15 protein-coding genes, 1 tRNA gene and 1 pseudogene are annotated in these 14,692 nt (G+C 43.3%); 7 read left to right on the top strand and 10 right to left on the bottom strand.

The window, feature by feature from the left end:
* Positions 1 to 192 (top strand): annotated as a pseudogene (locus A9Y75_RS22375) (rRNA (cytidine-2'-O-)-methyltransferase); the annotation flags it as partial.
* A 194-nt stretch (positions 193 to 386) separates the two neighbouring features.
* Here the strand turns inward: A9Y75_RS22375 and A9Y75_RS22370 are convergent.
* The gene (locus tag A9Y75_RS22370) at positions 387 to 3,761 is read right to left on the bottom strand and encodes an alkaline phosphatase (RefSeq protein WP_071191735.1); all 3,375 of its coding nucleotides are present in this window, start codon (positions 3,759 to 3,761) and stop codon (positions 387 to 389) included.
* Between the two features lie 550 nt (positions 3,762 to 4,311).
* Here A9Y75_RS22370 and rpsU point away from each other — a divergent pair.
* The gene (gene rpsU, locus A9Y75_RS22365) at positions 4,312 to 4,488 is read left to right on the top strand and encodes a 30S ribosomal protein S21 (RefSeq protein ID WP_071191734.1); all 177 of its coding nucleotides are present in this window, start codon (positions 4,312 to 4,314) and stop codon (positions 4,486 to 4,488) included.
* 206 nt (positions 4,489 to 4,694) lie between these two features.
* Here rpsU and pth read toward each other — a convergent pair whose 3' ends face one another.
* The 3 genes from pth to psbH all read right to left on the bottom strand — a co-directional run bounded on the left by pth (position 4,695) and on the right by psbH (position 6,114).
* A complete protein-coding gene (gene pth, locus A9Y75_RS22360) occupies positions 4,695 to 5,339 on the bottom strand; it encodes an aminoacyl-tRNA hydrolase (protein ID WP_071191733.1) in 645 nt (214 codons plus the stop codon).
* 5 nt (positions 5,340 to 5,344) lie between these two features.
* Positions 5,345 to 5,617: a TatA/E family twin arginine-targeting protein translocase gene (locus A9Y75_RS22355; RefSeq protein ID WP_071191732.1), complete on the bottom strand. Its 273-nt coding sequence runs from the start codon at positions 5,615 to 5,617 to the stop codon at positions 5,345 to 5,347.
* 293 nt (positions 5,618 to 5,910) lie between these two features.
* Positions 5,911 to 6,114, bottom strand: a complete 204-nt coding sequence (gene psbH, locus A9Y75_RS22350) for a photosystem II reaction center protein PsbH (RefSeq protein WP_016952633.1) — start codon at positions 6,112 to 6,114, stop codon at positions 5,911 to 5,913.
* Between the two features lie 233 nt (positions 6,115 to 6,347).
* On the opposite strand from psbH, the gene psbN reads away from it, so the two are divergent.
* On the top strand, positions 6,348 to 6,485 hold the full coding sequence (gene psbN, locus A9Y75_RS22345) for a photosystem II reaction center protein PsbN (protein ID WP_071191731.1): 138 nt from the start codon (positions 6,348 to 6,350) through the stop codon (positions 6,483 to 6,485).
* Positions 6,486 to 6,753: 268 nt separating this feature from the next.
* Here the strand turns inward: psbN and A9Y75_RS26905 are convergent, their stop codons facing one another.
* Complete coding sequence (locus A9Y75_RS26905; protein WP_343232448.1) at positions 6,754 to 6,945, bottom strand: DUF3352 domain-containing protein; 192 nt, start codon at positions 6,943 to 6,945, stop codon at positions 6,754 to 6,756.
* A gap of 152 nt (positions 6,946 to 7,097) precedes the next feature.
* On the opposite strand from A9Y75_RS26905, the gene A9Y75_RS29865 reads away from it, so the two are divergent.
* Both A9Y75_RS29865 and A9Y75_RS22340 read left to right on the top strand, forming a co-directional pair.
* Positions 7,098 to 7,271 carry a hypothetical protein gene (locus A9Y75_RS29865; protein ID WP_236721495.1) on the top strand — a complete coding sequence of 58 codons (174 nt, stop codon included), beginning with the start codon at positions 7,098 to 7,100 and terminating at the stop codon, positions 7,269 to 7,271.
* A complete protein-coding gene (locus A9Y75_RS22340) occupies positions 7,255 to 7,659 on the top strand; it encodes a biopolymer transporter ExbD (RefSeq protein ID WP_071191730.1) in 405 nt (134 codons plus the stop codon). The genes A9Y75_RS29865 and A9Y75_RS22340 overlap by 17 nt, the downstream gene beginning before the upstream one ends.
* Before the next feature lie 81 nt (positions 7,660 to 7,740).
* Here the strand turns inward: A9Y75_RS22340 and ccsB are convergent, their stop codons facing one another.
* The 4 genes from ccsB to A9Y75_RS22320 all read right to left on the bottom strand — a co-directional run bounded on the left by ccsB (position 7,741) and on the right by A9Y75_RS22320 (position 12,127).
* Positions 7,741 to 8,784 (bottom strand): c-type cytochrome biogenesis protein CcsB, encoded by a 1,044-nt coding sequence (ccsB, locus tag A9Y75_RS22335; RefSeq protein ID WP_071191729.1) that lies wholly within the window; start codon positions 8,782 to 8,784, stop codon positions 7,741 to 7,743.
* A 633-nt stretch (positions 8,785 to 9,417) separates the two neighbouring features.
* On the bottom strand, positions 9,418 to 11,106 hold the full coding sequence (locus A9Y75_RS22330) for a DUF3352 domain-containing protein (protein ID WP_071191728.1): 1,689 nt from the start codon (positions 11,104 to 11,106) through the stop codon (positions 9,418 to 9,420).
* Between the two features lie 194 nt (positions 11,107 to 11,300).
* Positions 11,301 to 11,924, bottom strand: coding sequence for a chorismate lyase (locus tag A9Y75_RS22325; RefSeq protein ID WP_071191727.1), 624 nt, complete (start codon positions 11,922 to 11,924; stop codon positions 11,301 to 11,303).
* A gap of 122 nt (positions 11,925 to 12,046) precedes the next feature.
* Positions 12,047 to 12,127, bottom strand: a tRNA-Leu gene (locus A9Y75_RS22320).
* A 255-nt stretch (positions 12,128 to 12,382) separates the two neighbouring features.
* Between A9Y75_RS22320 and accC the strand changes: the two genes are divergently transcribed.
* The gene (gene accC, locus A9Y75_RS22315) at positions 12,383 to 13,729 is read left to right on the top strand and encodes an acetyl-CoA carboxylase biotin carboxylase subunit (protein ID WP_071191726.1); all 1,347 of its coding nucleotides are present in this window, start codon (positions 12,383 to 12,385) and stop codon (positions 13,727 to 13,729) included.
* Between the two features lie 98 nt (positions 13,730 to 13,827).
* Here the strand turns inward: accC and A9Y75_RS22310 are convergent, their stop codons facing one another.
* On the bottom strand, positions 13,828 to 14,121 hold the full coding sequence (locus tag A9Y75_RS22310; protein WP_016952644.1) for a YggT family protein: 294 nt from the start codon (positions 14,119 to 14,121) through the stop codon (positions 13,828 to 13,830).
* A gap of 245 nt (positions 14,122 to 14,366) precedes the next feature.
* Between A9Y75_RS22310 and A9Y75_RS22305 the strand changes: the two genes are divergently transcribed.
* Complete coding sequence (locus tag A9Y75_RS22305) at positions 14,367 to 14,486, top strand: photosystem II reaction center X protein (protein ID WP_028083398.1); 120 nt, start codon at positions 14,367 to 14,369, stop codon at positions 14,484 to 14,486.
* Positions 14,487 to 14,692 lie beyond the last annotated feature (206 nt).

The raw sequence follows: 14,692 nt of genomic DNA, 5'->3' as shown, positions 1-14,692 counted from the left end.
CCCCCAGCCAGTAAACCCCAAATCACCGAAGCAGAACTCAAAGCCGAATTATTACAGATTATGAAACAAGGCGTATCGCGTTCCCAAGCCAGCAGACAGTTAGCCCAAGATACATCAATTTCCCGTCGTCAACTGTATCAGTTAGCCCTTGCTATAGAGTTCGATTCTGAATCTGTAATTACCTCTGAATGAAAAAATAACCAGGGAGAAGAAAATATAGAAATTCTGGCGCGTTGCATAATTGCGGGATGATTTGAGAATCTGCATCAATATATAATCACCGCGTCTCCGCGTTAGCCTCAATCATCTCCTTATTCAGCAACGCCGAAATTCTTATCTTCTTCCCTGGTTAATAGCTACTAACGAAAGAAAATCAAAGGTTGAAATTAGGATTGAAAAACAAAATTGGTATTGACATTCAAACCAGTAACGCCATTAACAATAGCAACTGTTTGACCATTCAGTCCAATTTCAGTATTACCACTTACAACACTGAGAGTCAAACTGCTGGATGAAATACCAAGAACCCCGATCACATCAACACCCTTTTGGAAGTCAAGGATAGTATTAGCAGCATCAGGTAGTTCAACAGTGGCGATCCAGAATTGGTCAGCACCAGCACCACCAGAGAGTAAGTTACCACCACCTAACTGCACATAGAACTTATCATCACCATCCCCACCTAGAGCGCGATCATCTTTACCCAGGTAGAAGATATCATTACCAGCACCACCAGACATCCGATTACCACCTTGAGCATCGGTAGCATCAAATACGTCATTACCGCTGCCACCAAAAGCGCTATCGCCTTTGTTCACATAGATAGTATCTGCACCACTACCAGTATTGATGCGGTTACGTCCAGCAATGGTAGAAGACGCTGTTTGAGCATCTACCTCATCGTTACCAGCACCAGTAAACACAGAATCATTGATACCATCAAAGGCAGTATTAGCAGCACCAGCCACTAATTTGTCATCAGCAGTAGTTCCTGATACCAATTGGGTTTCTTGTTGTGCTGCGGCCTCTTCTGGTGTCACCCCAAACATAGTTTGGTACATGAGTTTGTATATCTCAGTATTGTCCAGAGTGCTGGGTAATAGATCCGCATTCATCCCATAGGCTTTAGAAACAATACTACCAGGGAAATCGGGAGTACCTACCCAAGCAACACCAAAGTTACCCATTGGTCCATCTATGCTATCTACAGATGGGAAAGGTCTCCAAGGTGCTTCTGGTGTACCTGTACTGCCATTGATACCATCTAAAACTACCTGATTGGTATTGGTTGTGGTAGGATTAACGCGGATAAATGGCGCACTAGGCTCGGTATCTGCCAGTGCAGGAGTAGATGTAGAGTTGCCAGAAGGACGGGTGTAAGGCGCGAATTGGAAAACCTGCATCCCACCAGCATCACTATCAGCGGCTGTAATTACCAAAGTATTGGGATCTTGGTTATTCACATAATCCATTGCTACACCGATCGCTGCATCAGCCCGACGTACACCTTCTATAGTACCGACCGCATTGTTGTTATTACCAAAGTTGTCACTACCTTCTTCTTCCAATACCACAAAGAAGCCATCGGGGTCTTGGCTGAGAATTTTCAAAGACGCATCTAGCATCTCGGCCACTGTGGGCGCAGTAGCTACATATAGGGGGAGAGGATCAGAACTATTCAGTCCTAGTACTTCTTCTCTGCGATCGTCAAAGGTGTGATTAGCAGCAAAGACTCCCAGCAACTTGGTGGAAGCGGTAGCAGTTGCTACAGCAGCATTCATTTGCTCTTCCGTGTAAACCACGCTGTAACCCAAAGATTTTGCTAAATCAATCAGGTTAGTGGTAGGACGATCTTCGGCATCACTGAAAGCCGCATCAATTTGGGCGGTAACGTGGAAACCAGTAGTACCTTTGGGTAATAGGTAAACTTCGCCCCCTGCCATAATGATCTGAGTGCCAGAACGAATCACCTGTTCGGCAATTTCGGCGGTTTTATCACGGGCGCGGATGGTGTTCCCAACGCGGTTAGTGGTGGCAGCAGCAAAAGCGGCTGTTCCAGGTTCACCAATATGACCTGATTGAATGAGGGCGGTTGCTTTACCAGCAGCGATCGCCTCTTCTAAAATTGTGTAGCCAACTTTACCAGAAGCAGGAGTAACGATAGATTGGTCTTCATTCAAGCCAAAGGACTCGTTAAATACCTTCACACCGGTGGCGTGGGTTACAGCCCCTGCATTGGAAGTACCAGTTAACTGGTTTTCCATGTGTCCCAAGTACACACCTGCATTGGACATCTTGTCCCAATTCAACCTACCATCAGGGCCAAGATCAATATTGCGGGCTGCCATGTAGTGAGAAGGACTTGCACCATCTGGATGGATAAAAATCACATTCCCAGTTGACTTGGTGGCTTGAGGTGCTGGTGTTGGTTCAGGGTTACGAGATGGTAACTCAACATCAAATAGAGTCTCATACATCAACTCATAAATTTTGGTATTGTCTAAGGTTGCAGGTAATTTGTCTGCATTTAGACCATGAGCTTTAGAAACTATAGAACCACTAAAATCTGGTGTACCCGCCCAACCAATACCAAAACCAAACACATCACCACTAGCATCTGGAGCAGAAACATAAGGTAAGGTGTTAGCTCCTGTTTGACCGTCTAGTGGTACGTTCCGGTTTTCTGTGGTGGGGTTATTGTTGATGTTGCCTAGATTTACTCCAGGAGTGCGGGGATCTACTACTTGTAAACCACCAGCATCACTATCGGCAGCAGTCACCATTAAAGTATTAGGATACTTCTCAATGAAGTCCATTGCTACCCCAATGGCTGCATCTGTACGACGCAAGCCTTCTAAAGTACCAGGAGTGTTGTTATTGTTGCCGAAGTTGTCTGTCCCTTCTTCTTCCACAATGGCAATAGAACCATTGTCAAAGTTAGGGTGCATTTCCATTAACTTCTGGGTGACATCCAACATCTCGGCAATGGTGGGCGCTGTTTCCCGATACAATGGTAAGTTATTCGCTGCTAAAACTTCTTCAGGGCGATCGTTAAAAGTATGGATAGGTGCAAATACACCCAATACTTTTGTTGGGGGTGTAGCTAAATCAAGTAAAGCTGTGAGTTGTTCTTCGTTGTAAACAACTGTGTAACCTAAACTTTGAGCTAGTGTAATCAGGTTTTCTGTAGGGCGTACTAGGGAGTTGGTACTCAGAGCATCTAGTTGAGCAGCAGTACCGTGGAAACCAGCAGTACCAACAGGTAAAAGGTTGAGTTCACCACCACCCATGATGAAGTCAACACCTGACATGATTACCTGTTTGGCAATTTCCGCAGCTTGGGCGCGAGGTACAATGCGACTTCCATCAGCGTTAACAATTTCTTCTGTTTTGGCTACAAAGGCGGCTGTACCAGGTTCAAAAATAGCCCCAGATTGAACTAAGGCGGTTACTTTGTTAGCTGCGATCGCCGATTCTACGATCGTTTGGTTGCTACCATTGAGGGAAACTATAGGAGCATTCTCGGCTTCATAACCAAAAGACTCAGCATAAACCTTAGCACCTGTTGCATGGGTGACAGCACCACCGTTGGATGTTCCACCCAGTTGGTCTTCCATGTGACCCAGGTAAACACCAGCATTGGACATTTTATCCCAATTCAAACGTCCGTCGGGACCCTTATCTACAAATCTTGCAAAGGCGAAGTGAGATGGACTAGTTCCATCTGGGTGCATGAAAATGACATGATTACCTGTGGTCATAAAACCTCTGAATTAATCAGTTCAGTGTTTGGAAGTCATTCTCACTTAACTATGCTTTAGTTAAGAAAAGTTACTGCAACAGGTTAACTCAAATTTATTTATTTCTTAAAATTTCTCTGCTTTGGATGCTTACGTAATGTGTGCCTTGCCCTTAGTGGTATCGCTTCAGCCTACCACGTATCATCAGTTGAGAATTTCCGTGTCTTTAGACCGGGAAGAGGTGAATAATAAATTAGATTAAACACAATACAGCAGAATTCAGGAGTCAGTAGGGGCGTATTGCAATACGCCCGTACAGGAGTCAGGAGTAAAACTGGTGAATGTGTCTAGGTTTCAATTTTGATTCTGTACCGTATGGCTACGCCACGGATACTGTTGGCTGACGCTCATGGCGAAGCCTCATTGATCTGCAATCTGCTGTAAGCCCAATTGAATATCTAAAATCTCCAATCTCAAGCTTGTCTCAAACCCGCTCTAGACTGGAGGACTTTGCTAAGTTTGAGGCTAATATTAAAATGGAAATTATTGAGAAATTGAGGATAAACTGAGAATGACCCAGGTGGTTTTAGGAGAAAACGAAGGTATAGATTCAGCCCTCCGTCGGTTTAAACGCCAAGTCTCCAAAGCTGGTATATTGGCCGATGTAAAGTATCATAAGCACTTTGAAACTCCCCACGAAAAACGCAAACGTAAGGCAGTCTCAGCTAGACGCAAACTTCGTTTTTAAATATCCATTCGGCTTGGTACTGGTGTGATAGTAGGTGAGAGGTGACAAGAGGAAGTTTACCAATCACCAATTACCCATTACCAGCCTCAACCAGATAACTAGTACACAACGGCGTAAATCAACCAACCATTAAAAATTACTAAAAAGCTTGTATCATCTGCTTTTTTAATTTTTAATTGTTAATTTTTAATTCCGAGAAAGCGGTACTAGCCACCTGGATTAATATCACTAGTACTGCTATTACAACGATTCATAGCCTTTTCTACACCCTGCTTAAGGCTAAGTTCAACACACTCAACCACAAAGTCCAGCACCAGAGACATTAATTTAGTTTCCGTAGCAGAAAATCGCCCTAACACATGGGAAACCGTCTCAGAATTATCATCATTAGCTACACCCTTGGGTTTACCAATACCGATTCGCAACCGGGGGAAGTTTTGGCTACTTAAATGGGAGATAGTGCTTTTCATCCCATTATGTCCCCCCGCAGAACCAGACAAGCGCAGACGAGTCTTTCCCAAAGGTAAATCCATATCATCATAAATTACCAGCACTGACTCAGGCTGTAATTTATACCAACTTGTCACCGCTTGAATAGACTGTCCGGAACGATTCATATAAGTTAGCGGCTTCAGCAGACGAATTTTACCGCCACCCCGTGCAGTACCTTCACCAAACTGTCCTTGAAATTTGCGATTTTCCCCTAGGGGAATTTGCCAAGCACGGGAAAGAGCATCTAAAGCTGCAAAGCCAATATTATGGCGAGTTTGGTCATATTTAGGCTCTGGATTCCCCAACCCGACAATTAGCTGGGGAATTACCAAAGCTGGTTGGGTAAGAACTTCTGTCATTTTTTCTAACTGGTGGGAGAAGAACCAGCAGTATCCTGCTGCAATTTGGCTGATTCAATTTTCTTCGGTTCCAGTTCAGCAGTAGTTTTGACAGATTCTTCCAATTGTTCAGCTTCACGTTTAAACTCAGTTTGAAATTCATTGGAAGCTTCTTGGAAACTGCGAATAGTTTTACCTAAACTACGACCAATTTCTGGTAGCTTCTTAGGGCCAAAGATTAACAGTGCCACTACCATAATTAAACCCATTTCTGGCAGACCAATACCAAAGATGTTCATGATTTTTCTCCTTTAGATTCTCCAACAGCAGTCCAACCTCACCATATTTAGTCTAATCAATAGTTTTTCAACTCAGCTTCCCTGAGTCACTTTGTGCTTTTAGTCTAAAGTCCAGTAATTATACATTTTGCCAAAAAATAAAAATCTGTGTATTCCTGGACTGTCACCTGTCACCTGTACCCTGTCACCTGCTATAACTGTTGTTGATTAACAATCATTACCCAAAGAGCAAAAAACCCGGACAAGCCGGGTCTATGGTAACTTGTTATCCAAGCTTGATGTTTTAATGGCAATTAGCCGCCTAAACTGCGCCAATCAACAAGTACATCCTGAATCAACAGAGATTTATTGTAAACTTGCAGAATAATTAACAAAAACACCAAAAATAAAGCCATAAAAACACCCATTAAAGGTGTCGTTCCCCAACCTGGAGATACTTTACCATACTCAGCATTTAAGGGTCTGAGGATATCTCCCAACTTAGTCCGTTGTGCCATAGTTTACCTAAGATCAATTGCCAAAACTTTTTTAATTTTCTTATTGCCCACTGTAGGGTTCTGCAATATTTCAGCAGGATGTTTACCTTACAGATGGGATTATTCTGACTATGACCATAATACCACTATGAGGGTAGGGTGGTTTGTCTGGGTTGAGTGAATGTATGGGTGGTATTTATGTTAAATTTTGTAATATTCTATAAACATCGTTCTCATAATATAAACCTAAATTTATGGACTTAGAACCCGGTTTAGTGCTTGGCGTTTCTTTCTGTGCAATCCTAGTTGCCATTACTAGTATGGCAATTTACACATCTTTTGGGCCTCCTAGCACTCAGTTAGACGATCCTTTTGAAGACCACGAAGATTAATCAACTTATCCGAAATTAGGCTGAAAACCCTGGAATCAAAACCTTCCTGCAACCTGCAATCTGCTGTATCACTGATTTAATTCCGACTATTCTGATCCTATCTAGTTTTGGTCATTGCTAATTGGGTGATATCAAGTCCCGCTAATTGCTATTCAAAAAAACTCCACCCCTCCCCCTTTCTCCCCATCTCCCCATCTCCGCGTCCCCGCGTCCCCGCGTCAGCCCCAATGATCAGTATTTAACCGGAAAGAATATAACTCCCCAGTTCCTATTGACCGACTTTCTTAAGTTCTAAAAAAATGTCATAGCGCCGACTACGACTATCATCAACCGCAGTTGTTACACCAATATTCCGTGTCGCTGCGAGAAATTTCTGTTGATTGGGAAACAAAGAATTGAGAGTAAAACTTTTAACAGTCCTATCCACATCCAAGAAAAATTGACCATTGGGTGGATTCAGTTCTGTGGGGACTGTTTGTTGAAAAGAGAGATTACTAGCTAAAGAATTATTAGGCAGGAGTAAAACCCTTTTGTAGTAAGAGTTTCATTATCAATTGATGTCCTAACCACCCTGTCTACGGCTATAAAAACCCAAAAAGTTTTGAGATTTTGGTGTCTTTTCAGCCAGAGATGAAAGCTTCTCATCCTTTCAGCGTTTGGTTTTGCTGGTGTTTGTTTGTGGCGATCATTTTTGCTATCTGTCAAGAATATAGCGGACAGCTAAAATTACTATACGGCTGTCGCTACGAACAAGGAGGAGAGAAAACCTATGCGCCTACCAGATGAACCAGATATTCCAGCACAGATCAACATCGTCCCCATGATTGATGTGATATTTGCGATTTTGACTTTTTTTATCATGTCAACGCTATTTTTAACCCGACAAGAAGGTTTACCTGTAAATTTGCCAAAGGCGGCGACATCACGGCAATCCCAAATTCCTACTAGAATTACTGTGACGGTAGAATCATCTGGACTCGTCAGCCTGAACAAAAAGCCGACTACAGTTGATGCTTTAGCTGAGGAAATACGTAATTTAATGGGTACAGATTCAGAATCTATCGTAATAATTAATGCGGATGCTCAAGTTGAACATGGGAATGTGATAGCGGTGATGGATAAAGTGCGTCAGGTGAAAGGTGCAAAATTAGCGATCGCTACTCAAAAGCCTTAGAGTAAGATTTGGTAAGTTTGTCGGAATTTTTAAGTTTTTATTTTCCCCCTCTCTGTGGAGAGGGAGTCAGAGGGTGAGGTTCTAGAAAAACCAACCGTAAGAATGTAAACCCTTACCCAAAAGATTTACACCGAGATAGCAAATCCAAACAACAACAAAGCCAGTAGCGGCTAAAATTGCTGGTTTGCGTCCTTGCCAACCGCGAGTGATTCTAGAATGCAGATAAGCGGCGAAAACTAACCAAGTGATTAACGCCCAAGTTTCTTTTGGGTCCCAACTCCAGTAAGAACCCCATGCTTCATTAGCCCAAACACCACCAGCAATAATACCGATTGTGAGTAGGGGAAATCCCAAACCGATAATGCGATAACTGATATTGTCTAGGGTTTCCGCTAAAGTCAGGCGTTGAGGTGAAAGAATTTCAGCCGTGGAAATGGGAGTAGTTGTTACTGCATCCAAAACAGCAGTACCATTACCATTGTTGTTGCTTTCATAACGAGAAAAGCCATTGTTTTCCGATGGAGGTGTTGGCGGTTGAGTAACTAATTCTCCAGCTTTGAGCAGTTTGTAACCGTTGCTGCGATAACCACCATTACCAACAGAACTACCTTGTAATTGGATATTTTGTCCGCGAGTCACAATTAAAAATGCGATCGCTAACAACGCTCCCACCATCAAAGCCGAATAACTCAACATCATCACACTGACGTGCATCATCAGCCAATTCGACTTTAAAGCAGGAACTAAAGGCTCTGACACCTGCATTGTTGATGGTAGTGTCAAAGTAGCAAAAGCCGCAATTCCCATGGCGACAGGTGCAGTGACAACCCCAACCAAACGACTACGGCTGTTATTTTCTGCAATTAAATGAACAGCGGTAATTCCCCAAGTTAAGAAAAATAGAGACTCGTAAAGATTACTAAGAGGAAAATAACCAGCTTCTATCCATCTTGCTCCTAATAGGGTAGCAATACACAAATTAGCGATCGCCATTCCAGCTGTCCCCAAAGCCGCAGTCACCGATAAACTCGGAAAAGCCGCCCCCACCCAATACACCAACATGGTGCAGAATAAGATGGCAAAGGACGCATTATCTAGCCAGTTCTGGAGTACAACCAGATTCATAAACTTTTCTCTCCAGTGGATACTTGAATCAATTATCAGTTATCAGTTCTCAGAGAGAGTTAAAGAATAAACCTAACTCAAAAAAAGATCACTTACAGCAGAATTCAGGAGTTAGAAGTCAGTAGGGGTTTAGTAGCGAGAGCAACATGAGTATCAACTTAAGCTCAAACCGTTTTCCCACAGCCGTTCTACCCCACCCCTTAGTCCCCTCCCCTCTTGAGGGGAGGGGAAGTTTTACGTTAGTAAAACGGGGGTGGGGTTCTTCTTGCTGGATTGATTGGTCATTGAGTAAGTTGGATATAACGTCATTACAAGTCTTTCACGTTAAGTTGACACCAATGAGCTTTTGCTTTACCCGTACAGGAGTAAAAACCCCTTGATACCCGATTGTTGGTTTAAATTTCCTACTTCCTGCAACCTGCAATCTGCTGTATCACTGATTTAATTCCGACTATTCTGATCCTATCTAGTTTTGGTCATTGCTAATTGGGTGATATCAAGTCCCGCTAATTGCTATTCAAAAAAACTCCACCCCTCCCCCTTTCTCCCCATCTCCCCATCTCCGCGTCCCCGCGTCCCCGCGTCAGCCCCAATGATCAGTATTTAACCGGAAAGAATATAACTCCCCAGTTCCTATTGACCGACTTTCTTAAGTTCTAAAAAAATGTCATAGCGCCGACTACGACTATCATCAACCGCAGTTGTTACACCAATATTCCGTGTCGCTGCGAGAAATTTCTGTTGATTGGGAAACAAAGAATTGAGAGTAAAACTTTTAACAGTCCTATCCACATCCAAGAAAAATTGACCATTGGGTGGATTCAGTTCTGTGGGGACTGTTTGTTGAAAAGAGAGATTACTAGCTAAAGAATTATTAGGTTTGGGAAGAATTTTATCGGTAATGGGAGCGCCCAAAACAAAGAAAGCCACATCATCATCTAACCAGCCATGAGTAGCCGTTAAAGTTCCAAAAGGTGAAATCCAGTTGACAACAGGTTTACCAGCCACCTTCGCCTCTTGAATCTTAAATTGGTATTGATTTTGCATCGCCTCATCTAGCTGTTTTAAGGAATTTTCCCCAGCTTGGCGTAGGCTTTGCCCGCCGTAGGCATCGTTTGCCTGTACCATAAATACTAAACCTGACCGAAAATTATCTGGTGAACCATCGTTGGGAGTATTAGGAATCACCGCCACAGAAAATTCTCCTTTCATCCAAGTCAGCAAATCTTTCTCTAAATCCAGATTTGTCAAAGATTTTACACCCTGTCGCACTTGTTCTGGCGAGATGGGTGATAAAGGATTTCTTTGAGAAGTAGAAACATAGTCTCCCCAAAGCCGCTGTAAGTTACTCCCAGACAGCATCATGAAAGTTTCACTAGGAAGACGATTTTGCATTTTCCCAGCTTTATTCTCTACCGCCAACACCCGCTGACTATTAGGATTTAACCAAGAAACACCCTTTAAGCCTATTCCTTTGTCCTCTAAGATCACAGTTCCCGCTAAACCTTGGTTATTTTGAAGTTGAGATAAAACCTGAGCAGGTAAAGGCCGATTCCTATCCGTAGCAGCTATTCTCGCAGCGGTGGGAATATTGACGTAAAACTGGGCAAAAGGTTGATAACTGGAAATTTTTGGGAAATTCTCAACAAAGCCACCGCTTGTCGCTAAAGATACTTTAGTTTTATAAGCATCAATTGTTCTTTCTGCGGCTTGAGGATTATCGGTGATGACGAGATACCGCTCATCTATTAGCGCTGCTGAGAGATTTTCCCCAGCTTGTCCCTCAGTTTGTTTAATGGCGATTCCTTGATAAATCCGGTCAATCCATTTACCTTGTTTGAGCGGTTTAGGTTGTGCCAAGATATTATTGGCGATTTCTGGATTTTTGATTGGTAGCACCATTACCACTGATTGCTCAGAAGCAACTTCCGCATTAGTAGCTATTGGTTTAGGTGCAGGTTTTCCCACCGGGGGAGCCAAAATTGCAATGGTGACTTCATCACCTACCCAAGGTTGAATATCTTTCTGGAAATCGTAACCATTATTAGCCAGAAATCGTTGTTGCAATTGTACTAAATTCTTATCCAGTTCCGCTTGGGTTTCTGATGTCCCAAACTCCCGCAACTTCTGCCATTGTTTAGTATCCGTCGTCAAGGAAACTGTTAATAAGGCATCTTGAGGAATAATATTTGCACCCACCGGCAAATCTCTAGATAATGGTTGTCCTTGGGTTAAAAACCAATATGCTACACTCCCCGCACTAATCAATAACCCAGCAGCTGAGAGTGTCAGCAGCAAAGACGGTTTCTTTTTTTTATTCATCACATCAAACACAAACCGTAGTTGTTAGTAGTAACGCTATAGCGCCTCAGATACTATTGATAACTTCAGCACTGACTACAAACTATTTTTTCTCCGATACAAAAAAGCTAACAAATGCTAACAAATGTGCGCTTTTTCTTCCTGCTTCATCCTGTTCGTGTCGGCACTATCCAGTCCACAGGCTAACACCTAATTCAATTACCATTAGCACTCATCTGTGTGTTTCCCAAATATTTGGTTAGATAAGGGGAAAATACTTCATAAATCAAGGTTAGAGGCTGTCCATGATGCCAAAACAAATAATGACGACCCCAAAAGGGACCAACTTCATCAAAGCCTGACTCTAACGCAGCTGAGTAACCACAGTAAATTCCTCGAATATCTCGATACAACTCGGTGCGAATCCGAGCTAAACTCGCCCAAATTGGTAAGGAACGGTTTTGCAGATACTCATCTACATGACTCGCTTCCCACCATGAAGTAGCATATCCCAATCGCTGTCCAGAGGCAGTACGTAGCCACACCTGTCGGCGCAGTCTGGGACTGGGAACAACTTGAATTAAGTCGGGAGCGTTATCCGGGTTTGTGCCAATTAACGACATATCGATAACATCCACTTCTATCGGCTCACAAGTGAGTAATTGTAAGTGTCTGGTGGGGGAGCCATCACCCAAAAGTAGCAATTGCCAAGCAGGTGCTAACTGAGTGTGAGACAAACCTTTTTGAATATCTTCCTCTTTACCTTGCCAAATCGGATTTAGCCTATGCCAAGCGGTTGGCAATGTCAAGTTATTTGTTTGTGTAACAGTAGTAGTCAATTTTATTTACAAAACTTCACCTATCTCTATGAAAGCACAAAAAACCCAGTGTCCCAAGGGGAATCTGGGTTAGATAAGCTGACAAATATATTATCAGCACTTGTCAATTAAGACCTAAAAAATGCGGATGGCGAGACTCGAACTCGCAAGGCAAAGCCACACGCACCTCAAGCGTGCGCGTATACCAATTCCGCCACATCCGCACGGGTTGCCTAGATTTAGAATATAGCATAAAAAAGAGAATATCCCAAATATTTCCCAAATTTCTTTATTGGGGTGATGGGGTGATGGGGAGACGCGGGGACGCGGAGACACGGAGAAATAATTATCTACTGCCCCTGCCTCCTGCTCCCCTGAACGCTTACAAAATTTGTGAGAATTTGCAGTAATGCGACAGCTTTATCTCAACGGGATGGGAGAGAATGTCAATCTACTGGTACTAATATCAAAGCTAGAAAATGAAGTTTGACAAAATTTTAATTGCTAATCGGGGAGAAATAGCACTTCGCATTCTCCGAGCTTGTGAAGAAATGGGAATTGCGACTGTTGCTATTCACTCCACTGTTGACCGGAACGCTCTCCACGTCCAACTTGCGGATGAGGCAGTTTGCATTGGCGAACCTGCCAGCAGTAAAAGTTATTTGAATATTCCCAATATTATTGCCGCCGCCTTGACGCGCAATGCCACCGCCATTCATCCTGGTTATGGCTTTTTAGCTGAAAATGCTCGGTTTGCAGAAATTTGTGCTGACCATCACATTGCCTTTATTGGCCCTAGCCCCGAAGCTATCCGGTTGATGGGGGATAAAGCCACGGCCAAAGAAACCATGCAAAGAGCGGGAGTACCGACTGTACCGGGCAGCGATGGTTTGGTAGAATCTGAGCAAGAAGGTAAGAAAATTGCTCAAGAGATCGGCTATCCTGTGATGATCAAAGCCACAGCCGGTGGTGGTGGACGCGGTATGCGCCTTGTCCGCTCAGAAGACGAGTTTGTCAAACTTTTTTTAGCAGCCCAAGGAGAAGCAGGAGCCGCTTTTGGTAATGCTGGCGTTTATATAGAAAAATTTATCGAACGTCCCCGCCACATTGAATTTCAAATCTTGGCAGATAACTATGGTAATGTCATCCACTTAGGCGAGAGAGATTGTTCAATTCAGCGTCGCAATCAAAAGCTACTGGAAGAAGCCCCTAGCCCTGCGCTCGACTCAGCCCTCCGGGAAAAAATGGGAGATGCTGCCGTCAAAGCAGCCCAATTCATCAACTACACTGGCGCAGGAACTATCGAGTTTCTTCTGGATAAATCCGGTAAATTCTATTTTATGGAAATGAACACCCGGATACAAGTTGAGCATCCTGTCACAGAGATGATTACTGGTATAGACTTAGTGGTTGAACAAATCCGCATTGCCCAAGGTGAAAGACTGCAACTGACTCAAGATCAAGTAGTTCTACGGGGTCATGCCATTGAATGCCGCATTAATGCCGAAGATCCCGATCATGATTTTCGTCCCTCTCCTGGAAAGATTAGCGGCTATCTACCACCTGGAGGACCCGGCGTGCGGATTGATTCTCATGTATACACAGATTACCAAATTCCCCCCTATTATGACTCTCTCATTGGGAAGCTAATTGTGTGGGCTCCAGACCGCCCCACTGCCATTAACCGCATGAAACGCGCTTTGCGGGAATGTGCCATTACCGGACTACCAACTACCATCGGGTTTCATCAAAAAATCATGGAAACTCCGCAGTTTTTGGAAGGCAATATTTACACCGATTTTGTCCAGGAAATGAAATTGCAGTAATTGGCAAGATGGGGAGATGGAGATCGGAATGCATCCCCGCGTCTCCCCCTCTCCGCGTCCCCGCGTCTCCCCCTCTCCCATCTCCTGCCTCCAATCACCTAATTCACACGAGACATCATGGTCAGTAATCCTTGCTGACCTAGTAAAATTTCTCGAATGAGGCTCAAAATAGCAACCCAAATAATGGGGGTGATATCCACTCCGCCAATAGGTTGTACTAGCTTTCGCAATGGGACTAAAAAGGGTTCCGTTGGCCAAGCGATGAGATTAAAAGGCAAACGATTGAGATTCACTTGTGGATACCAAGTGAGAACGATACGGAAAATAAACAAAAATGTCATCACTCCCAAAACGGGTCCGAGAGTCCAAGAGGTCAGGTTAACACCAGTCATCACTTTCAGCTACTATCTGTGAAGAAATCAAAAACTTGGGGTCTGCCAAAAAAGTTTAAGCTTTGTAAAGCATTCTCTCTCTCATTTTAACCAAATGCTGTCGTCTTACCTGAGATTGGTGTCTTTTTTTGTCGAGAGATGAAGCTGATAATTGATAATTGATAACTGATAACTGATAATTGCTTCTCAAGAAAGTGATACAAGATTAAAATTAGGATGAACAGTGTAAAAAAAGGTTGAGAACTATGACACCCTCTTTAGCAAATTTTCTTTGGAGTCTGGTTTGGGGTACTGCAATTGTGGTTATCCCTGCAACAGTTGGGCTGATTTTCATTAGCCAAAAAGATAAAATCCAACGTTTTTAATGCTTGGGGACTAGGGACTGGGGAATGAGGACTGGGAAATTGATATTTCGTATCTGCTCCCCAGCACCTATGCCCTAATGGTGCTAAAAAGCTTCAGAGCTTCTTTGCCAGATGCTTTGAAGCTTAATTTGAAGCTTAAATATATGGTCAATAGTTTAGAGTAGTGATTTTAATTGTGACTCGCTAACATAGATTTGATATTGGGA

It is taken from the genome of Trichormus sp. NMC-1, from assembly GCF_001858025.1.
In the GTDB taxonomy this organism is placed as follows: Bacteria; Cyanobacteriota; Cyanobacteriia; order Cyanobacteriales; family Nostocaceae; genus Anabaena.
The sequence above is the reverse complement of the archived record's forward strand: the minus strand, read 5'-3'. Positions and strand labels throughout refer to the sequence as shown.